This window comes from Stenotrophomonas sp. SORGH_AS_0282 (genome assembly GCF_030818125.1).
In the GTDB taxonomy this organism is placed as follows: Bacteria; Pseudomonadota; Gammaproteobacteria; order Xanthomonadales; family Xanthomonadaceae; genus Stenotrophomonas; species Stenotrophomonas rhizophila_A.
In genome coordinates, this window is the sequence record NZ_JAUTAB010000001.1 from 372789 (window position 1) to 395804 (window position 23016).

General features: G+C 68.4%; 9 protein-coding genes. 8 read left to right on the forward strand and 1 reads right to left on the reverse strand.

All coding sequences use genetic code 11. The features are described from left to right. The first annotated feature begins 174 nt into the window (after positions 1 to 174). From rhlB to ung, 5 genes are all read left to right on the forward strand, one after another. Positions 175 to 1887, forward strand: coding sequence for an ATP-dependent RNA helicase RhlB (rhlB, locus tag QE395_RS01585; RefSeq protein WP_306987367.1), 1713 nt, complete (start codon positions 175 to 177; stop codon positions 1885 to 1887). Positions 1888 to 2028: 141 nt separating this feature from the next. Next, the gene (gene ftsE, locus QE395_RS01590; protein WP_068854240.1) at positions 2029 to 2715 is read left to right on the forward strand and encodes a cell division ATP-binding protein FtsE; all 687 of its coding nucleotides are present in this window, start codon (positions 2029 to 2031) and stop codon (positions 2713 to 2715) included. Further along, entirely contained in the window at positions 2712 to 3662 is a 951-nt protein-coding gene (gene ftsX, locus QE395_RS01595) for a permease-like cell division protein FtsX (RefSeq protein WP_093534856.1), read from the forward strand. Before ftsE ends, ftsX begins: the two co-directional genes overlap by 4 nt. Positions 3663 to 3674: 12 nt before the next feature. Then, a complete protein-coding gene (locus QE395_RS01600; RefSeq protein ID WP_068854238.1) occupies positions 3675 to 4517 on the forward strand; it encodes a response regulator in 843 nt (280 codons plus the stop codon). Next, complete coding sequence (gene ung / locus QE395_RS01605; protein ID WP_093534854.1) at positions 4514 to 5218, forward strand: uracil-DNA glycosylase; 705 nt, start codon at positions 4514 to 4516, stop codon at positions 5216 to 5218. The genes QE395_RS01600 and ung overlap by 4 nt, the downstream gene beginning before the upstream one ends. A 30-nt stretch (positions 5219 to 5248) precedes the next feature. Here ung and QE395_RS01610 read toward each other — a convergent pair whose 3' ends face one another. Further along, positions 5249 to 5725, reverse strand: a complete 477-nt coding sequence (locus QE395_RS01610) for a helix-turn-helix domain-containing protein (protein WP_306990394.1) — start codon at positions 5723 to 5725, stop codon at positions 5249 to 5251. Positions 5726 to 6181: 456 nt separating this feature from the next. On the opposite strand from QE395_RS01610, the gene QE395_RS01615 reads away from it, so the two are divergent. The 3 genes from QE395_RS01615 to QE395_RS01625 all read left to right on the forward strand — a co-directional run bounded on the left by QE395_RS01615 (position 6182) and on the right by QE395_RS01625 (position 22833). Then, the gene (locus tag QE395_RS01615) at positions 6182 to 8110 is read left to right on the forward strand and encodes a DUF11 domain-containing protein (RefSeq protein WP_176472602.1); all 1929 of its coding nucleotides are present in this window, start codon (positions 6182 to 6184) and stop codon (positions 8108 to 8110) included. Between the two features lie 97 nt (positions 8111 to 8207). Then, complete coding sequence (locus QE395_RS01620) at positions 8208 to 19208, forward strand: Ig-like domain-containing protein (RefSeq protein ID WP_306987368.1); 11001 nt, start codon at positions 8208 to 8210, stop codon at positions 19206 to 19208. A 10-nt stretch (positions 19209 to 19218) separates the two neighbouring features. Further along, a complete protein-coding gene (locus QE395_RS01625; RefSeq protein ID WP_306987369.1) occupies positions 19219 to 22833 on the forward strand; it encodes a hypothetical protein in 3615 nt (1204 codons plus the stop codon). Positions 22834 to 23016: the final 183 nt, after the last annotated feature.

A 23016-nucleotide genomic window follows, 5' to 3' on the forward strand; every position in this document is an offset into this window, starting at 1 on the left:
ACGGCCTCCCCCGGTTTGCCGGCCGCTTTGCGTTAAACTGGCCCACTGTGCGGCGCCCCGGGACCGGTTCGGTCCGGCCTCCGCCTTCCCAGGCGCAGGGCCCAATGGCGACGGTGCCCCCCAAGATTGCAAGCCACCCGCATCTCTGTCGGCTGGCCTTACCAAGACGGACTCATGAGCGACAAACCGCTGACCGATTTGACCTTCTCCTCCTTCGAGCTGCATCCGGCCCTGCAGGCTGGCCTTGAAGGCGCTGGTTTTACCCGCTGCACCCCGATCCAGGCGCTGACCCTGCCCGTGGCACTGCCCGGCGGCGATGTCGCCGGCCAGGCCCAGACCGGTACCGGCAAGACGCTGGCGTTCCTGGTGGCCGTGGTGAACCGCCTGCTGACCCGCCCGGCGCTGGCCGACCGCAAGCCGGAAGACCCGCGCGCGCTGATCCTGGCGCCCACCCGCGAACTGGCCATCCAGATCCACAAGGATGCGGTGAAGTTCGGCTCGGACCTCGGCCTGCGCTTTGCGCTGGTCTACGGCGGCGTGGATTACGACAAGCAGCGCGAACTGCTGCAGCAGGGCGTGGACGTGATCATCGCCACCCCGGGCCGCCTGATCGATTACGTCAAGCAGCACAAGGTGGTCTCGCTGCACGCCTGCGAAATCTGCGTGCTCGACGAAGCCGACCGCATGTTCGACCTGGGCTTCATCAAGGACATCCGCTTCCTGCTGCGCCGCATGCCCGAGCGCACCACCCGGCAGACCCTGCTGTTCAGCGCCACGCTCAGCCACCGCGTACTGGAGCTGGCCTATGAGCACATGAACGAGCCGCAGAAGCTGGTGGTGGAAAGCGAATCGATCACCGCCGCGCGCGTGCGCCAGCGCATCTACTTCCCGGCCGACGAAGAGAAGATCCCGCTGCTGCTGGGCCTGCTCTCGCGCAGCGAAGGCGCGCGCACCATGGTGTTCGTCAACACCAAGGTGTTCGTGGAACGCGTGGCGCGCTCGCTTGAGAAGGCCGGCTACCGCGTCGGCGTGCTCTCGGGCGATGTGCCGCAGAAGAAGCGCGAGAGCCTGCTCAACCGATTCCAGAAGGGCCAGCTGGAAATCCTGGTGGCCACCGATGTTGCCGCGCGCGGCCTGCACATCGACGGCATCAAGTACGTTTACAACTACGACCTGCCGTTCGACGCCGAAGACTACGTGCACCGCATCGGCCGTACCGCCCGCCTGGGCGAGGAAGGCGATGCGATCAGCTTCGCCTGCGAACGCTACGCGATGGGCCTGCCGGACATCGAGGCCTACATCGAGCAGAAGATCCCGGTGGAAGCGGTCACCAGCGAAATCCTGACCGCGCTGCCGCGTCCGGAACGCGCACCGGCCGCGCCGGGCGAGGAAGGCGACGAGAACGAAAGCGTGGGCCAGATCTTCCGCGAAGCGCGCGAAGCCCGCGCCGCCGAGGAAGAGCGTCGCGGAGGCGGTCGGTCGTCCAGCGGCAGCCGTTCCGGCGGTGGCCGTGGCGAGCGCAGTGGTGAGCGCAGCGGCGAACGCCGTCCGCGTGGCCCGCGCAAGCCGCGCGTGGAAGGCGAGCAGCCCGCCGTGGCCGTGGAAGGCGCTGCACCGGTGGAGGCTGCAACGCCTGCCCAGGCACCGCGCCCGCCGCGCGCCGAAGGTGCGCCGGAAGGTGCAGCCGAGGGCGAGCGTGCACCGCGCAAGCGCCGCCGCCGTCGCCACGGTCGTCCGGTGGAAGGTGCCGAGGGTGCCGCGCAGTCGGTCACCCCGGTGCAGGTCACCGCCAAGCCGATGCGCAACACCGCGCCGGCCGCCGACCCGGGTGCAGGCTTCCTGACCCGCATCGGCCGCAAGATCCGCCGGATGCTTTCAGGGGCGTAACGACCAACGGTCGTTACCTACCGCGTAGCGCCCCACCGTTGGTGGGGCGGCATTCCAAAACCGATCAACGGTAGCGCCCGGCCGGTGGCCGGGCGACACGCCGTTCCCACGCCGCCATCCTCCTCCTGCATAATCGGAGGAATGAGCGTCCTGCGTTTTGACAATGTCAGCAAACACTATGCGGGCGGCCACCAGGCTCTGGTGGACGTCAGCTTCGATGTCGCGCCCGGTGAAATGCTGTTCGTCACCGGGCACTCCGGCGCCGGCAAGAGCACCCTGCTCAAGTTGATCCACCTCGACGAACGGCCCAGCCGTGGCGCGGTGGTGTTCGACGAGCGCAACCTGCTCAAGGTGCGCGGCGGCGATATCCCGCACCACCGTCGCGCGGTGGGTGCGGTCTACCAGGACCACCGCCTGCTGATGGACCGCAGCATTGCCGAAAACGTGGCCCTGCCGCTGATCCTGCGCGGTACCCGGCGGGGCGATATCGGCAAGCGCGTGCGTTCGGTGCTCGAGCGCATGGGCCTTGGCCATCGGGAAAAGGCGCTGCCGTCGCAGCTGTCGGCGGGTGAGCAGCAGCGCGTGGGCATCGCCCGTGCGATCGTCGGCGAGCCCAAGCTGCTGGTGGCCGACGAACCCACCGGCAACCTCGATCCGACCCTGGCCGCTGAAATCATGGCGCTGTTCGCCGAACTGCCCGAGCGCGGCACCAGCGTGCTGGTGGTCAGCCACGACCTGGCGCTGCTGCGCGCCATGCGCAAGCGCGTGCTGATCCTGGACCACGGCAAGCTCATTGACGACATCTCGCCGCAGGACCTGGCCGAATGAGTACCGCCACCAACAAGGAAGCCGCGGCGCCGTCGCGCCTGGGCGTGTGGCTGCACCACCACGGCCACAGCGTGGTGTTCAGCCTGGGCCGTGCCTGGCGCAAGCCGTGGGCCACGCTGCTGACCGTGATGGTGATGGCGCTCGCCCTGGCCCTGCCGCTGGGCCTGTCGATCGCGTTGGACAACCTCAAGCATTTCGCCGGCAGCGTGCAGCAGTCGCGCGACATCAACCTGTTCCTGAAGACCGACGTCGACGCCGCCGCCGCCCGTCAGGTCGCCGACACGCTGCGCGGTCGCGCCGATGTGGCCGGGGTGACCCTGCGCTCGCCGGACGAAGGCCTGGCCGAGCTGCGCGACAGCGCCGGGCTGGGCGAAGCCATCGATGCGCTGCACGACAACCCGTTGCCATCGCTGCTGATCATCACCCCGGCCAACGGTACGGACGACGCACGCCTGGCGCAGTCGCTGGAAGGCATGCCGCAGGCCGATCTGGTCCAGCACGATGCGCTGTGGCGCAAGCGCCTGGATGCCTGGCTGGGCTTCGGCACGCGCCTGGTGCAGGTGCTGTCGGTGCTGCTCGGCCTGGGCGCGGCGCTGGTGGTCGGCAACACGGTGCGGCTGGATATCCAGGCGCGCCGCGATGAAATCGGCGTGCTGCAGCTGCTGGGCGCCAGCGATGGGTTCATCCGCCGCCCGTTCCTTTACCTGGGCGCGTGGTACGGGCTGGGCGCCGGTGCGCTGGCCCTGGCGCTAGTCGGTGGGGCAGGGCTCGCGCTGCGCCCGCCACTGGCCGCGCTGTCGCAGAGCTATGCCAGCCCCTTCGTGCTGCATGGGCTGGACCTGTTGCATTCTTCGCTCGTGCTGGTCGGCACTGTCGTGCTGGGCTGGCTGGGCGCGTGGCTGGTGACGGGGCATTTCCTGCGCCAGACCCGTCCGACCGAAACCTGAGGCCTGCCCTGCATGCGTCCGCAAGTACTGAAGCACCTGGTCGACGACGCACCTCGCGTCATGGTGGTCGATGGTTCCAAGCTGGTCCGCAAGCTCATCGCCGACGTGTTGCAGCGCGAGCTGCCGGCGGTCGAGGTGGTGGGCTGCGCCAGCATTGAAGACGCGCGCATGGCGTTGGCCGCCGGTCCGGTGAACCTGGTCACCACCTCGCTGACGCTCAGTGATGGCGACGGCCTGGACCTGGCCCGGCTGGTACGCGAAACCGCCGGGCAGGCCTACGTGCCGGTGATCGTGGTTTCCGGTGATGCCCAGCAGCACCTTGAGCAGCGCCGTTTCACCGATTACGTCACCGATTATTTCGACAAGGCGCTGGGCCATGAAGCCCTGGCGACGTTCATCCGTGGCTATGTGCAGCCGGAAACCATTCCCGGCGCCACCATCCTGTACGTGGAAGACAGCCGCGTGGTCGCCGAAGCGACCAAGCGCATGCTCGAACGGCAGAGCCTGAACGTGCTGCACGTGATGACCGCCGAAGAGGCGTTCGCACTGCTCACTGCCGAATCGCTGGGGCGCAGCAGCCACCGCATCGACCTGGTGCTCACCGACGTCACCCTGAAGGGCGAGCTGAGTGGGCTGGATGTGGTCGAGCGCGTGCGCGTGGACTTCGGCTACGGCAAGCGGCGCCTGCCGGTGCTGGTGATGACCGGCGACGGCAACCCGCTCAACCAGTCCGGGCTGCTGCAGGCCGGGGCCAACGACCTGGTGCAGAAGCCGATCGAAGAACGCCTGCTGGTCACCAAGGTGCTGTTCCAGCTGCGCCTGTCACGCCTCAACGACAAACCCCTGGTGCGATGAACGACGACGTGCACCCGACCATCCAGCTTGAACCAAGCTGGAAGGCACGTATTGGCGATTACCTGCTGCGCCCCGAGATGCGCGACCTGGCGGCCTTCCTGCGCCAGCGAAAGGCGGCCGGCGCGCACGTATTTCCGCCAGGCCCGCAGATCTTTGCCGCGTTCGACGCCACCCCGTTCGACCAGGTCAAGGTGGTCATCCTGGGCCAGGATCCCTACCACGGTGCGGGCCAGGCCCATGGCCTGAGCTTCTCGGTGATGCCGGGCGTGCCGGTGCCGCCATCGCTGTTGAACATGTACAAGGAACTGGAAGCCGACCTCGGCCTGCCACGCCCGGACCATGGCTGCCTGCTGCCGTGGGCCCGCCGTGGCGTGCTGCTGCTCAACGCGGTGCTGACCGTCGAAGAGGGGCAGGCCGGCTCCCACCAGAAACGCGGCTGGGAAGGGTTCACCGACCACGTCGTGGACACCCTCAACCGCGAGCGCGAGGGCCTGGTGTTCCTGCTGTGGGGCAGCTACGCCCAGCAGAAGGGCAAGGTGATCGATACCGGCCGCCACCGCGTGCTCAAGGCACCGCATCCGTCGCCGTTGTCGGCGCACCGCGGTTTCCTGGGATGCCGACACTTCTCGTCGGCCAACCAGTATCTGGAGCGACGCGGCCTGGGCGGCATCGACTGGTCGTTGCCGCCGATGTCGGCGTAACGACCAACAGTCGTTACCTACCGTCGTTACCTACACACCCAGCATTTCGATGATGGATTGCGCCACCTGCCGCTTACGCGGCGGCAGGCGCCGGAACAGCGACAGGATGTTGCCCTCCAGGTCGTTGCGCGCGTAATCGGCGGTGGGCGCCGCGGCGCTCAACTCGCCGCCATCGGCCTTGCCGCAGCCCCGCCCGGTGGCCAGCCACTCGAAACGCACCTGCGTCACCACCGCAATGCGGGCCAGGTGCTCCACGCTCGGATGCGTGCCCTCCTTTCTTTCCCATTGCGCTACCGCACTTCTTTTCACGCCAGTCTCATTCGCGAGTTGCGATTGCGACAGCCCTGCACTGGTCCGCGCGCCACGGATCCGGTCTGACATCGTGAGCATGGCAATCCCCTTCCCATTCCTTGAGTGGTGGATGGTTATCGATACTAACGAGACAGCAATTCTTTCAACAGAATGTACAGAATCGCTGTCCGTCGTTGGCACCGCAGGGTTACCCATCCGTAAAACCCGCAGCGACAGCCAAACTTCCCTCAGTAAATCTACTGGCCGGTTTGACGATTGTCGCCCGTCCACGTAGTTAATCCTCCATGCCGGCCAGAAAGTCCGCCGGCAGAATCTGAACGAGACAGGCCAGCATCTGGTCACACATGGTAGGTATTTTCCTACCCGTGATGGAGTGCTGCGGCCACGACCGGGGGATGGCCGATGGATAATGTTTCAGGTGTGAAAAGGGTGTTAGTGCGGTTCAGGATTGTCAGTATGTCCGCATTAATTGTGATGGGGCTCGCGTTATCCAGCATTTTCACTGTCGCAAATGCCCAGGATGCGTGCACGGCGAATGGCGCGTGTGTTTCTGCTGGTCCGCGACTTGCGCAGGTGGACAGCACCCAGAGTCCCGTCCTGAACCTGCTTTTCACGACGCTTTTGCCCGGAACGAATATCAATATCACCGCAGTGGACTGGAACCACATCGCCGGTGCCGATGTGAATCTCAATGCCCTGCTGACCCGCCTCAACGGGGGTGTCGCGGTCAGCGACCCCAGCCAGGTGCTCAACGCCAACATCACCCTGGGCCAGCTGCAGGCCGCGCTGGTTTCGGTGCTCCAGGCTGACGGCAACACGCTGGCCGCCAACGCACTCAACCTGCTTACGCCATCGCTCAGCGGCCTGACCGGCAACATCCGCCTGGCCGACCTGCTGCAGGTGAGCCTGCCGCCCGGCTCGCTGGCCAACGTCAACCTGGACGTGCTGGACCTGATCACCGGTGGCGTGCAGCTGTACAACTTCCGCAACGTGGTCACCACGCCCACCCCGATCACCCTGACCACCGCGCAGCTCGCGCCGCTCGGCCTGGGGGGCCTGGCCAATGTGCGCATCTGGGCGCAGGTGATCGAGCCGCCGGTGTACAACTGCGGCCCGGTCGGCACCGGCTTCCACAGCGCCGCGATCCGCCTGAAGTTCGACTTCGATATCGCCCAGGGCCTGACCATCGCGCCGCTGGTGAATGCACTCAATGGGCTGAACATTGCCGGGCTGGTGTCGCTGTCCGGCACCACCATCACCGCTTCGCTGCTGCACCTGTCGGTCTATGCCGACATCGCCCGCGCCGAAGGCACCATCAATGCCGTCAACCTGGCGAGCAGTGCGGTGACCCTGCAGGCCCGTCCGGGCCTGGTCAACCTGTACATCGGCACCATCAGCGATGCCGTGTTCTTCAACCGCACCGCAGTGCTGACCCCCGCCAGCGTCACCCCGATCAATGCGACCACGCTCAACGTAACCGTCGCGGTAAGCCTGCTTTCCGCGCTGAAGGTGGCCGACGTCGACGTGCCGCTGACGGTGTCGCTGCGGGCGGTTGCCACGGGGACGCCGTCGACGCAGTCGGTGGTGTTCACCGGACCCTACCCACAGACGCGCACGCTTTCGGCCGGCACCGTCAGTGCCACCGCACTGGTCACCAGCCTGGTCAACAGCCTGGACATCAGCATTACCAGTGGCACGCCGGTGGTGCGGTTGGTCAACAACCTCGTGCAGCTGCCGCTGCCCGTGAACAGCATCGTCAATGCGGTGGTGCAGACACTCCTGCCGGTCCTGCGGCCGGTCGTAAACACGGTGGTGGCGCCGGTGCTGAGCGCGGTGCTGGGCGGCGTGGTGGACAACCTGCTGGGCCTGCTCGGCATCCGCATCGGCCAGGCCGTGTTCACGGTGGAAAGCATCTCGCAGAGCTGCGCGGCCACCGTGCAGCTGGTCAAGACGCTGGCGCCGACCACCGACCCGGGGCTGTTCAACCTCAGTGTGGCGCAGGGCGCCACGGTACTGGCCAGCGTGGCCAATGTCGGCAACAACGGGGCCACCACGGCAGTGGTCACCACGCCGGGTTCGGTCTACACGCTGGCCGAAACCGCGGGCACCGCTACCGTCCTGGCGCGCTACGCCAGCACCTGGGAGTGCAAGGACCAGGCCGGCACTACGCTGACCAGCGGTACCGGGCAGAACTTCAACTTCACCTCGCCGGCCCTGTCGGCGCAGCCGCTCAACGTGGTCTGCCGCATCACCAACCGCACGCGCCAGGCCGATCTGTCGATCACCAAGTCCGATGGCAGCGGTTCCTATACCCCCGGCGGAACCGCCAGCTACGTCATCACCGTCAGCAATGCCGGGCCCGATCCGGTCACGGCGGCGCAGGTGACCGACACCTTGCCGGCCGGCGCCACGCTGAGCGCGCCATGGAGCTGCATCGCGTCGGCGGGAAGCGTCTGCAGCGCCGCCAGTGGCGGTGCGGCGGGAACCAATGGGGTGAGCCTGGGTGTGGACCTGATCAACGGCGGGCAGGCAACGATCACCGTGCCGGTGATCTTCAGCGCCGACCCTGCCGCGTACTAGCCGTATCCACCCGGCGCGCCCGGTGGCGCGCCGACAGCAACGTCGCAACACGTGGTGCGCGGCCGAATGCCTGCGCGCTGCTTTCGAGGATTCCTGCATGTCGACCGCCAGCGCCCGACGCTTCCTTTCCCAGCTCGCTGAAAGCTGCCTGCGCGCCCGCGCGCTGCCGCTGGCCGGCATCCTGCTGATGACCCTGGCCGCGAGCGGTGCGCAGGCGCAGGCCTACCGCAATCCGCTGGTGAACACCGCCACGGTCGCCGCACCGGCCGACATCTCCGATCCCACCCCGGGCAACAACACCAGCAGCGACAGCAACACGCTGGCCGCCAGCGCGCAGCTGAGCGTGTCCAAGACCATCACCACGCCCACGCCGGTCGCCGCCGGCGGCGCGGTGCAGTACCGCATCGAGCTGCGCAACCAGGGGCCGTCGCAGGCGGTGGGGGCCACGCTGGTGGACAGCGTGCCGGCGCAGCTGACCGCTGTCAGCTGGACCTGCGCGGTGGTCTCGCCCAGCACGCAATGTGCGGCGGCATCGGGCACCGGCAACGTCAACATCGGCGTCAACGTCGGCGTCGGTGAAGTCCTGGTGGTGCTGGTCAACGGCACCGCGCCGACCACAACGCCGGCCACCATCGCCGCCAACGTGGCCACCATCACCCCCCCGCTGGGCACCACCGACCCGACCCCGGGCGACAACACCGCCACCACCCCCACCATTCCCGTGCAGGCCGCAGCGCTGCTTGCCAACGACGACGACTTCCGCGCCGCGCCGTTGGCGCCGGGTGCCGGTGGCACCACCGCCAGCGTGTTGACCAACGACACCCTCAACGGCGTCCCGGTCGTGGCCGCCAACATGGTGCTGTCGCTGACCAGTGCGCCGTCGGGCTACAGCATTGCCGCCGATGGTACCGTCAACGTGCCGGCCACCGCCGCCGCCGGCCCGGTGACCTTGACCTACCAACTGTGCGAACAGGCATCGCCGGCCAACTGCGATACCGCCAACGTGCTGCTGGTGGTCGGGCCCAATGCCGTGGACGACAGCTACGCCGTGCAGGCTGGCGCGCAGCTGGTCGCCAACGTGCGCGACAACGACAACTACGTGGTCGACTCCACCTTCACCCAGACCGGCACCGCGCCCACCCAGGGCACCCTGCAGCTGCTCGGCGATGGCAGCTTCACCTACACCGCCAATGCAGGCGCGACCGGCACCGACACCTTCAGCTACCAGTTGTGCCTGCCCGCGCCCAATGGCGCCGCGTGCGATACCGCCACGGTCACGCTGAACATCAACGCCAGCGTCATCGACGCGGTGGCCGATGACTTCACCTCAACCCCGGTGCCGGCACAGAGCGGCGGCACGCTGGCCACCAGCGTGCTGGCCAACGACACCTTCGACGGCAATCCGGTCGTCGCGGCCAATCTGACCACTACGCTCATCACCGCTCCGGCCGGCTACGTGATGGACGCCGGCGGCTTCATCACCGTGCCTGCAGGCACCGCTGCCGGCGCGGTGACCCTGGCCTACCGCATCTGCCTCACCAGCGCGCCGACCCTCTGCGATACCGCCAACGTGCAGCTGGTGGTCGGGCCCGATGCGGTGGACGATGCCGTGACCACGCCCGGTGCAGGGCAACCGGCGCTGGGTAACGTGGGCACCAACGACATTGCCGCGCCCGGCGCAGCGTTCTCGCTGGTCACCCCGGCCACCCAGGGCACTGCCGTCATCGGCGGCGATGGCGCCTTCACCTACACCCCCAACGCGGGTGCTGCCGGCACCGACACCTTCAGCTACCAGGTCTGCCTGCCGGCACCCAATGGCACTGTCTGCGATACCGCGACCGTCACCGTCACTCTCGGCGCGAACGCGCTGCTGGCCAACGATGACACCTTCGCCACCGCCATTCCGGGCGCCGGCGGCACCACGCCCAGCGTGCTGGGCAATGACACCCTCAATGGCAGTGCGGTGGTGCCGGGTACGGTGACCGCAACCCTGCTGTCGACCACGCCGGGATACACCCTGGACCCGACCTCCGGCACCATCGCCGTGGCCGCCAACATTCCGGCCGGCCTGGTCACGCTCAGCTACCGCCTGTGCGAAGTCGCCGTGCCGACCAACTGTGACGACGCCGACGTCCAGTTGGTGGTGTCGCCCACTGCGCTGGCCGACACCTTCAACGTGCAGGCCGGGCAGTCGGTGAACGGTTCGATCGCGACCAATGACAACGCACCGGTCGGTTCGGAGTATTTCGCCATTACCGCGCCCACGCTGGGCACCATCGATCTTGCCGGCAACGGCACGCTCACCTACACCGCCAACCCGGGAACCAGCGGCACCGACACCTTCGACTACCGCGTCTGCCTGCCGGCGCCGAACGGTGCCACCTGCGCGACGGCCACGGTGAGCGTGATCATCGCGGCCAATACGATCGACGCGGTCGACGATGTGTTCACCGCCCCCGTGATTTCGCCGGTCACCGGCGGAAGCACCGCGAGCGTGCTGGGCAACGACACCTTCAATGCCGCCCCGGTCACCGCCGCCCAGGTCACCCTGAGCCTGGTCAACGCGCCGCCACCGGGCTTCACCATCACCAGCGCCGGTGTCATCAACGTGCCCGCCGGCGCCGCCGCCGGTGCAGTCAGCCTCACCTACGAGCTGTGCGAAGCCGGCGCGGGCAGCAACTGCGATACCGCGCAGGTGGCCCTGCTGATTGCCCCCGCGGCTGCAGACGACACCTACACCACGCCGGCCGGTCAGCCGCTGGTCGGCGACGTCAGCATCAACGACAACGCACCGGCCGGCGCCAGCTACACCCTGGTCACGCCGCCCGCCGCAGGCAGCTTCACCCTGCAGCCCAACGGCAGCTTCACTTACACGCCGGCTGCCGCCGGCCCGCAGACCGTGCAGTACCAGGTCTGCCTGCCCGCCCCGGACGCCGCGACCTGCGACACCGGCACCGTGAACATCACCGTGGTCGCCAACACCCTCAACGCGCTCGACGACAACTTCCGCGCACCGGTGTTTGCGCCGGGCGTTGGTGGCAGCACGCCCAGCGTGCTGGGCAACGACACCTTCAATGGTGCCGCGGTCAATCCGCTGCAGGTCACCGTGAACCTGGTGGGCGCACCCGCCGGCTTCAGCATCGATGGCGCCGGTGTCATCACCGTGGCCGGGTTCGCACCGGCCGGCGCCACCACGCTCAGCTATGCCCTGTGCGAACTGGGCTCCACGACCAACTGCGACACGGCCGACGTACAGGTGCTGATCGCGCCGGATGCGGCCGACGACACCGCCAGTGTCACCGGCACCCAGCCGGGCAGCTTCAACCTGGCCGCCAATGACAATGCGCCGGCCGGTGCCACCTTCACGGTGACCCAGCTGCCGACCAAGGGCGTTGCCGTGCTCGCGGCCGATGGCACCCTGGAGTACACCGCCAACGCCGGGCAGAGCGGCGCGGACACGCTCACCTACCAGGTGTGCCTGCCGGCACCGGACGGCGCCACCTGCGATACCGCACAGGTCGCGATCACCATCGCCGCGGGGGCCCTGGTCGCGGTCAACGACGACTACAGCGCCAGCCCGATCCCGCCCACGGGCGGCAGCACGCCCAGCGTGCTGCTCAACGACACCTTCAATGGCGCGGCCATCGTGCCGGGCACCACCCCGGTCACCGCCTCCCTCACCACGCTGGCCTCGGGCTACAGCATGGCTGCCAACGGCGTGATCTCCGTGGCGGCCGGCACGCTGCCGGGTTCCATCGCCCTGAACTACCAGGTCTGCGAAACCGCGCTGCCCAGCAACTGCGCCACGGCCACCGCCGTGGTCGTGATGAGCCCCGACGCGGTCAATGACGTGCTGCCGGCGGCCGCCGGCGCCACCACCGTGCTCAACGTGCTGGCCAACGACGTGGCGCCGCTCACCCCCGTCCTCAGCGTGATTGCGGTGCCGGCAAACGGCAACGTGGTCGTCAACGGCGACGGTACGCTCAGCTATACGCCCACCGGTGCGTTTGTCGGACCCGATACTTTCACCTACCAACTGTGCCTGCCGGCCCCGCATGGCAGCGTGTGCGATACCGCCACGGTGGCGCTCACGGTGACGGCGACCACGGTGACCGCGACAAACGACGACTTCACCGCGTCGCCGATCCCGCCGGCGGCGGGCGGCAGCACCGCCAGCGTGCTGCTCAACGACACGTTCAATGGCGCGCCGATCGTGCCGGGCACCACCCCGGTGACCGCCACGCTGATCAGTCCGGTTACCGGCTACACGATGGCCGCCAATGGCGTGGTCAGCGTGGCGCCAGGCACCACGCCTGCCGCGGTGACCCTGAGCTACCAGGTGTGCGAGACCGCCCTGCCGACCAACTGCGCAGCCGCCACCGCGCTCGTTGCGGTCAGCCCGGACGCGACCGATGACACGCTGCCGGCTACCGCCGGCACCGCCAACGTGCTCAACGTGCTCGCCAACGACAGCGCACCGCTGAACCCGGTGGTCACCGTTGTCGGCGCGCCCGCGAACGGCACGGCCGTGGCCAACGGCGACGGCAGCATCACCTACACCCCGACCGGCGCCTACACCGGTGCTGACAGCTTCACCTACCAAGTGTGCCTCCCGGCGCCGGGCGCCGGGGTGTGTGACACCGCCACGGTGTCGCTGACCGTGAGCGCCACCACGCTCACCGCGACCAACGATGACTTCACGGCCACGCCCATCGCGCCGGCGACCGGTGGCAGCACCACCAGCGTGCTGCTGAACGACTCCTTCAATGGTGTCGCGATCATTCCCGGTACCACGGCGGTGACCGCCTCGCTGTCCTCCCCGGTCACCGGCTACAGCATGGCGGCCAATGGCGTGATCACCGTGGCCGCCGGCACCACGCCGGCGGCGGTAACGCTGAATTACCAGGTCTGCGAGAACGCGGTGCCGACCAACTGCGCCGGTGCCACGGCGGTGGTCGCGGTCAGCCCGGACGCGGTGGACGACGCGCTGCCGGCCACCGCCGGCGCCACCACCGTGCTCAACGTGCTGGCCAACGACACCGCCCCGCTGGCACCGACCGTGACCATCGCTGCCGCGCCGACCAACGGCACGGCGCTCGTCAACGGCGACGGCACCGTCAGCTACACGCCCACGGCCGGCTTCACCGGCGGGGACAGCTTCACCTACCAGGTCTGCCTGCCCGCGCCAGCAGCCGGTGTCTGCGACACCGCCACGGTCGCCGTGACCGTGGGGGTGACCTCGCTCACCGCTGCGGCCGATGACTTCACCGCCACGCCGATCGCCCCGGCTGCCGGTGGCAGCACCGCCAGCGTGCTGCTCAACGACACGTTCAATGGTGCACCCATCGTGCCGGGCACCACCCCGGTGACCGCCACCCTGCTGACCGTGGAAACCGGCTACAGCATGGCCGCCGACGGTGTGATCAGCGTGGCCCCGGGCACCACGCCTGCCGCGGTCACCCTGAACTACCAGGTCTGCGAGACCGCCGTCCCGACCAACTGCGCCGCGGCTGCCGCCGTGGTGGCGGTCAGCCCGGACGCGGTGGACGACACCCTGCCGGCCACGGCGGGTACCGCCACCGTGCTCAATGTCGGCGCCAATGACACCCTGCCGGCCAACCCGTCGATCACGATCGCGGTTGCGCCCGCCAACGGCGTCGCCGTGGTCAATGGCGACGGCACCATCACCTATACGCCCACGGCCGGCTTCACCGGCGCGGACACTTTCTCCTATCAGGTGTGCCTGCCTGCACCGGGGGCGTCCGTCTGCGATACCGCCTCGGTGGCGGTCACCGTCAGCCTGACCGGCCTTGCCGCGGTCAACGACGACTTCACCAACGCGCCCATCACGCCGGCGACCGGCGGCAGTACCGCCAGCGTGCTGCTCAACGACACCTTCAACGGTGCGCCGATCGTGCCGGGTACCACCCCGGTGACTGCCACCCTGCTCACCGTCGAGCCCGGTTACAGCATGGCCGGCAACGGTGTCGTCACCGTTGCGGCCGGCACCACGCCCGCCGCCGTGACGCTGAACTACCAGGTGTGCGAGAACGCGGTGCCGACCAACTGCGCCGGCGCCACCGTCGTGGTCGCGGTCAGCCCGGATGCGGTGGCCGATGCACTGCCGGCCACCGCCGGCACCACCACCGTGCTCAACGTCCTGGCCAACGATGCGGCGCCGCTGAACCCGGTGGTCACCCTTCCGGTCGCACCGACCAACGGCAGCGCCGTGGTCAATGGGGACGGCACCATCAGCTACACCCCGACCGCCGGCTACACTGGCCCGGACAGCTTCACCTACCAGCTGTGCCTGCCCGCACCGGGCGGCAGTGTCTGCGATACCGCCACGGTGACCCTCACCGTCAACGCCACCACGCTCACCGCGGTGGCCGATGACTTCACCGCGGCACCGATCGCACCGGCGACCGGCGGCAGCACCGCCAGCGTGCTGCTCAACGACACCTTCAACGGTGCGGCCATCGTGCCCGGTACCACGGCGGTGACCGCATCGCTGCTGACCACGGCGCCCGGCTACAGCATGGCTGGCAACGGCGTCGTCACCGTTGCGGCCGGCACCACACCCGCCGCGGTGACGCTGAACTACCAGGTGTGCGAGAACGCGGTGCCGACCAACTGCGCCGCGACCACCGTGCTCGTGGCGGTGAGCCCGGATGCGGTGGCCGACACACTGCCGGCCACCGCCGGCACCACTACCGTGCTCAACGTCCTGGCTAATGACGCCGCGCCGCTGAACCCGGTGGTCACCCTTCCGGTGGCACCGACCAACGGCACCGCCGTGGTCAATGGCGACGGCACCATCAGCTACACCCCGACCGCCGGCTACACCGGCCCGGACAGCTTCACCTACCAGCTGTGCCTGCCCGCACCGGGCGGCAGTGTGTGCGATACCGCCACCGTGACCCTCACTGTCAGCGCCACCACGCTCACTGCGGTGGCCGATGACTTCACCGCGGCACCGATCGCACCGGCGACCGGCGGCAGCACCGCCAGCGTGCTGCTCAACGACACCTTCAACGGCGCTGCCATCGTGCCCGGGACCACTCCGGTCGCGGCATCGCTCGTGACCCCGGTGACCGGGTACAGCATGGCCACCAACGGTGTGGTCAGCGTGGCCCCCGGCACCACGCCGGCGGCGGTGACGCTCAGCTACCAGGTGTGCGAAGTGGCCGTGCCCACCAACTGCGCGCAGTCCACCGCCGTGGTTGCGGTCAGCCCGGTCGTGGTTGATGACACGCTGACCGCAGCGGCGGGTACCACCACGGTGCTCAACGTCATCGCCAACGACACCCTGCCGGTCAATCCGACCATTACCGTATCGGCCGGCCCGGCCAACGGCAGCGTCATCGTCAACGGCGACGGCACCATCAGTTACACGCCCAACCCCGGCTACACCGGCCCGGACAGCTTCACCTACCAGGCCTGCCTGCCCGCCCCGGGTGCCGGTGTGTGCGACAGCGCGACGGTCTCGATCACCGTCGCCGTCACCACGGTCACCGCCGTGGCCGATGACTTCAGCAGCACCCCGATCGCACCGGCTGCCGGTGGCAGCACGCCCAGCGTGCTGCTCAACGACACCTTCAATGGCACCCCCATCGTGCCTGGCACGACCCCGGTGACCGCGTCGTTGCTGGGCCCCGTGCCGGGCTACAGCATGGCCGCCAACGGTGTCGTCGCCGTTGCGGCCGGCACCACGCCCGCTGCAGTGACGCTGACCTACCAGGTCTGCGAGACCGCCGTGCCGACCAACTGTGCGCAGTCCACCGCGCTGGTGGCGGTCAGCCCGGCCGCTGCGGACGACACGCTGTCTGCCGCGGCAGGCACCACCACGGTGCTTGCGGTGACCGCCAACGACACGCTGCCGCTCAACCCGACGATCACCATTCCGGTCGCGCCGGCCAACGGCACCGCCGTGGTCAATCCCGATGGCAGCATCAGCTACACGCCAACCGCAGGCTTCACCGGCGCGGACAGCTTCACCTACCAGGTGTGCCTGCCCGCACCGAATGGCAGCGTGTGCGATACCGCGTCGGTGAGCCTGACGGTGACGGCCAGCGCCCTGGTCGCGCAGGCCGATGACTTCAGCGGCGCGCCGGTTGCGCCGACCGGTGGCACCACCGCCAGCGTGCTGCTCAACGACACCTTCAACGGCGCCCCGATCGTTCCGGGGACCACGCCGGTGACCGCCTCGCTGGTCGGCACGGTGCCGGGTTACAGCATGGCCGCCAACGGCGTGGTGACCGTGGCACCGGGCACGCTGCCGGCAGCGACCACGCTCACCTACCAGGTGTGCGAGAACGCACAGCCGGGCAACTGCGCCCAGGCCACCGCGCTGGTCGCGGTGCGCCCCGATGCGGCCGACGACGCGCTGCCCGCCGGGACCGGCACCACGGTATTGGCCGTGGCCGCCAACGACACCTTGCCGGTCGGCGCGGTGTTCACCGTGCCGGTGCCGCCGGCCAACGGCACCGCCGTGGTCAACGGCGACAACACCATCAGCTACACCCCCAACGCAGGCTTCACCGGTACCGACACCTTCACCTACCAGGCGTGCCTGCCCGCGCCCAACCTCAACGTGTGCGACACCGCCACGGTCAGCGTGACTGTCACGGCCGCGCTGCTGGACGCTGTGGACGACACCGCCAGCAACGTGCCGGCAACCGGTGCGCTCGGCCTGCTCAATGTGTTCGCCAACGACACCTTCAACGGCGCCGCGCTCGACCCGGCCACGGTGGTGCTGACCCCGAACAACACCACCGCGCTGACCATCCAGCCCAACGGCAGCCTGGACGTGGCGGCCGGTACCCCGGGTGTCACCTACACCACCACCTACCGCCTCTGCCTGGTGGCACAGCCGACGGTGTGCGACATCGGCACGGTGTCGGTCACCCTGGCCACCACGCCGGGCCTGCTCGACGCGGTGGACGACACAGTGACCAATGTGCCGGCCGCCGGCGCCAACGGTGTGGCCAACGTGTTGGCCAACGACACCTACAACAGTGCCGCGCTGGACCCGGCCACCGTGGTGCTGACCCCGGTCAACACCGCCGCCATCACCATCCAGCCCAACGGCAGTGTCAACGTCGCGGCGGGCACGCCCGGCACCACCTACACCACCACCTACCAGATCTGCCTGGTGGCCCAGCCGGCGGTGTGCGATATCGGCACGGTGTCGGTGACGCTGGCCAGCGCGGGTGTCCTGGTGGCCAATGACGACAGCGTGCCCGGCGTCCCCCCGGGCGGCGCCACCGGCGTGACCAACGTGCTGACCAACGACACGTTGAACGGCACGCCCGTGGACCCGAGCACGGTGGTGCTGACCCCGACCAACACCCCGGCGCTGACCATCCAGCCTGACGGCAGCGTCGATGTCACTGCCGGTACGCCCGGGACGACCTACACCACCACCTACCAGATCTGCCTGGTGGCGCAGCCCACGATATGCGCGGTGGGTACGGTGTCGGTGACCCTGGCGGCAGCGCCGAACAGCGTGCCGGTGGCCAACAACGACCAGGCCAGCACGCCGCAGGACACGGCCGTCGATGTGCCGGTGCTGGCCAACGACCTGGTCAATGGCGCGCCGGTCGACCCGGGCACGGTGGCGGTGACCATCACCACCGCGCCGACCATGGGCACGGCGGTGGTGCTGCCTGACGGCAGCGTGCGCTACACCCCGATGACCCACTTCAGCGGTGCCGACAGCTTCACCTACAGCCTCTGCAACCAGGCCTCGCCGGCGGTCTGCAGCAGTGCCACGGTCAACGTGCAGACCCAGGTCAACGACGTGGACGTGGTGGACGAGAACATCACCGTGCTCAGTGGGACCACCACCACCGTACCGCTGCTGGACAACCTCACCACCAGCGGTGCGCGCATCAACCCGGCGTCGATGCGGCTGGGCCGGGCGGCGGGCAACGGGCGCGCAACCTGCGGCAACGGCGAATGCATCTACACCGCCTTCGTCGGCTACAGCGGCCTGGACAACTTCAGCTACAACATCTGCGATGCCTCGATGCCCACCCCGGTGTGCGTGGAAGGCTGGGTCAACGTGGTGGTCACCGCCGATGCGGTGGTGCTGCGCCTGACCAAGCAGGCCACCCAGCGCAGCGTGAAGGTGGGTGACGTGGTGCGCTACGTGGTCACCGTGGAGAACATGGGCGACTTCGACGCGCTGGGCGTCACCCTGTTCGACACCCTGCCCAGCGGCTTCACCTTCATCCCGGGCGGGTTCGAAGCGCAGGACATCGACAACGCCGCACGTGCCAGCGGCGTGGCACCGCTGCGCATCGACGGCCTGGACATTCGCGCCGGTGGTTCGGCCACGCTGGTGTACTACCTGCGGGTGGGGGCGGGCGTGGGGCTGGGTGTGCATACCAACCGCATCACCGCCAATGACGTGCTGGGCACCACCATCAGCAACGTGGCCTCGGCCGACGTGGAGGTGATCGGCGACCCGCTGCTGGACGAAAGCCTGGTCATCGGCAGCGTGTTCAACGATCGCAACGGCAACGGCGTGCAGGACGCAGGCGAACGTGGCATCCCCGGTGTCCGCGTGGCATCGGTGGAAGGCCTGGTGATCGAAACCGATGCGTACGGGCGCTACCACCTGGTCGGTATCAACGGTGGCCAGGCGCGCGGACGCAACTTCATCCTCAAGGTCGATCCAACCACGTTGCCAGCCGACGCACGCTTCACGACCCGCAATCCGCTGCTGCGCCGGATCACCCCGGGGTTGCCGGTGCGCTTCGACTTCGGCGTGGCATTGCCCGAAGGCAGGTTCAACGCCGGGCCACCGCAATCGGTGCTGGAGGTCGGGGAAGGGCTGTTCGTTCCCGGCCAGGCCACGCTGGGCGCCGCTGCCGAGACGGTGCTGGCGCATGCAGCACGCACGCTGGAGGCGCAGGGTGGGGGGCAGGTCAACGTAGCCGCCGGGCAGGCCACGCCCGCACTGGCCGGGCAGCGCGCCGAGGTATTGCGCAAGGCCCTGCTGCCACGGCTGCCTGCCGATGTTGCCGCCCGTGTGCAGGTCCAGGTGCAGCCCGCTGCGCCGGCCCGCCCCGCCGACCGTGCGGACCGCTGAGGAGATGACCATGAACCGCAAGACCTCACTCAGCCCCCTGATGCTCCTGTTGGCGCTGTGGTTGCCGATCACCCACGCACAGGCGCCGCAACCGCTGCCCGAAGTGCCCACCACCCTGTGCGGGGTGGACGGCTGCCGGCAGGGCAATGACCTGCTGCTGCAGGTGCATCCGGCTGCGGATGCTCCCGTCGGTCCCGCAGAACCCGGCGCGGTGGTGCCGGCACCCAATGGTGCGTCGGCCGCCGAGCTCCCCGATGGCGCCGTGGTCTGGGCTACCGAAGATCCGGCGCTGTCGGCGCCGGTGCTCAATGTGCAGACCGGCTCCATGGCCCCCTTCGAGAACGGCCGGCTGACCAAGCCGCTGCGCTTCCACGGCTACAACAACTACGCCTCGTTCATCGAGCGCCTGGAAGTGGTGATCTACCGCGGCAGCGACACCGACCTGGTCACGCCGCTGGCGCGCATCGAGATGCCGGTGGACTACGTCGGCAACACCGAGTGGGACGGGCAGCTGCCGGAAAACCTCAACCTGCGCGTTGGCGACGACCTGCAGTACATCGCCCGCGCCTACGGCCGGGATGGTTCCTTCGATGAAACCAACGCGCAGCGCTTCCAGCTGGTACTGCCCACCGACTACGAACGCGGCACCCAGCTGGTGCGGGACAACGTGCAGCGCACCTTGGGTCGCGTGCTGGATGGCGACGATGCGCAGGCCCAGCAGCTGAGCAATGCCATCTACGGGCAGAACGCGCTGCGCCAGCAGAACATTCCGATCCATGGCTCGCGGGTGAGGATCTACGGGCGTGGGTTGAGCCCCAATGCACGGGTGATGATCAACGGGCAGAGCTTCCCGGTGGACCTGGAGCAGAAGTTCGCCGCCGAGTTCCTGGAGCCGATCGGCGAGCACCGGTACACCGTGCAGGTGGAGGCCATGGACGCGCCGACGCTGACCCGCACGCTCGACGTGGAAGTGACCGGCAGCTACCGCTTCCTGGTGGCGCTGGCCGATGTGACGCTGTCGCGCAATACCGCCAGCGGCAACCTGGATCCACTCGCCGCCGACCGCGACCAGGACGACAGCTTCCTCAGCGAAGGTCGGCTGGCGTTCTACCTGAAGAGCAAGCTTCGCGGGAAGTACCTGGTCACCGCGCAGGCCGACACCTACGACCGCGAGCTGAAGCGGCTGTTCGACGGCTTCCTGGACGCCGACGCGCGCGATGTGTTCCGCCGCCTCGATCCGGACCAGTACTACCCGGTATACGGTGACGACTCCACCACGTATCGCGACATCGACACGCAGGGCAAGCTGTACGTGCGCGTGGACTGGGACCAGAACCAGGCGCTGTGGGGCAACTTCGCCACTGGCTTCACCGGCACCGAGTACGGCCAGTACGTGCGTTCGCTGTACGGCGCGGCGGTGAGCTGGCGCTCGCGCGCAACCACCCCGCTGGGCGACCCGCGTTCGCTGCTCAAGGCCTTCGGTTCCGAGGCGCAGTCCGCGCTCGGCCACACCGAGTTCCTCGGCACCGGCGGCAGCCTCTACTACCTGCGCCACACCGACCTGCTGCCCGGCTCGGAGCAGGTGGTGATGGAAGTGCGCGATCGCACCACCGGGCGCACCGAGACACGCACCACCCTGCAGCGCGGTCGGGATTACGAGATCAACGAGATCCAGGGCCGCCTGTTCCTGACCCGCGCGCTGTCGCAGATCACGCGCGAGAACGTACGCACGCTGACCCGTGATACGCCGCTGGATGGCTATGACCAGCTGCTGCTGGTGGACTACGAGTACATCCCGCTGGGCTTCAGCACCGACGACGTGAGCGCCGGCCTGCGCGGCAAGCAGTGGTTCGGCGACCACGTGGCGGTGGGCGGCACCTACGTCGACGAGAACCGCAGTGGCGACGACTACAGCCTGATGGGCGCCGACCTGACCCTGCAGGCCGGGCGTGGCACCTACCTCAAGCTGGAGCAGACCCGTACCGAAGCCACCGCAGCGCCGATCTTCTACTCCGACAACGGCGGCCTGAGCTTCATCCAGCGCAACCCGGTCAGCGGCGACCGCAAGGGCGATGCCCGCGCGGTGGAAGCGCGCGCCAACCTGCGCGAGCTGGGCTGGACCAAGCAGGATTGGAGCATGGGCGCCTGGTGGCGCGACGTGGACGCCGGCTTCTCGGTCTCGCGCATGGACAGTGGGCTGGCGCTGGAGGAATACGGTGCCGAATTCCTGGGCTACTTCACCGACAACCTGAGCCTGTATGGCCGGCACAGCCGCGCCGAGCGCGGTGAGGTGGCGGTGGAGCAGTCGCAGCTGACCATGGACTGGCGGCTGGGCAACGACGGCCAGCTCGGGGCCGAACTGCGCCGGGTACGCGAGGAGAACGCCGGTACCGACGTGGACGGCACCCTGGCGGCGCTGAGTTACCGGCAGCGCTTCGGTGCAAAGTGGGAGCTGTACGGGGTAGGGCAGCTGACCGTGGATGACGACAGCGGCGCCTACGAGAAGAACGACCTGGCCACGCTCGGCGCACGCTACCTGTTCGGCGACCGCTCCAGCCTGGGGGCGGAAGTGAGCAGCGGCAGCCGCGGCGATGGCGCCAAGCTCGAAGGCGAATACTGGATGACGCCCGAGCACAGCTTCTATGGCAACTACAGCTACAGCACCGACCGCACCACCACCGACCCGCTCTACGACACCGGGCTGCAGTCGGGCTGGACACTCGGCCAGCGCTGGCGCCTGAGCAACCAGGTCAACGTGTTCAACGAAAGCCAGTACCTGAAGGACCGTCGCGACGACAGCGCCGGGCTGGTGCATACCTTCGGCATGGACTTCTACCCCGCGCAGGGCTGGACGCTGGGCTTCAGCGTGATGGACGGCGAACTGGACGCGACGACCGGGCGCGTCGATCGCCGCGCCTACAGCGTCAGCGGTGGCCGCACCGATGCCGATACGCAGTGGACGAGCAAGCTCGAATACCGCCGCGACGAAGGCGCTGAAGATCGTCGGCAGTGGGTGACCACCAACCGGCTGCTGTACAAGGTCAACGAGGACTGGCGCATCGCGCTGCGCGCCAACTACGCCGACACCGATGACAAGCGCAATCCGCTGGCTGATGCCAAGCTGGTGGAGTCCAACCTGGGCTTTGCCTGGCGTCCGCACGACAACACGCGCTGGGCGGCCTTCGGCAAATACACGTATCTCTACGACGTGGCGTCGCTGGGCCAGGAAGGCGGCAACGTGTACGACCAGAAATCGCAGATCGTCTCGTTTGAAGGGGTGATGCAACTCAGCGACCGTTGGGAGCTGGCCGGGAAGCTGGCCGGGCGCTGGGGCGATTACCGCACCGGGCGCGGCGAGGGCGCGTGGCTGGACAGCCGGGTCAACTTCTCCGCCTTGCAGTTGCGCTACCGGTTGTTCGCGCAGTGGGAGGCGATGGGCGAGTACCGCTGGCTGGACGTGCGCGAGGGCGGCGACAAGAAAGGCTGGCTGGTGGGCGTGGACCGCCAGGTGGGACAGAACTTCAAGATCGGGGCGGGGTACAACTTCACCGAGTTCAGTGATGACCTGACCGAGTTGCGGTACGAGGCGAAGGGGTTCTTCCTGAATTTGTCCGGGTATTACTAGGCTTCGGCATTGTCTGGCCTGCCACCGTTCATCTCCCTTGGACGCTTCGGCTGAATGCCTGGCAACGTTTCCATCCTGAATGGGCTGATCTAGGTGGGATTGTCCTGCCCAAAACGACGTGGTGGTGACGTTTTTCTCCTTATCTTATTGATTTGTATTGAAATTGCGCCGAGTGGCGGCCAC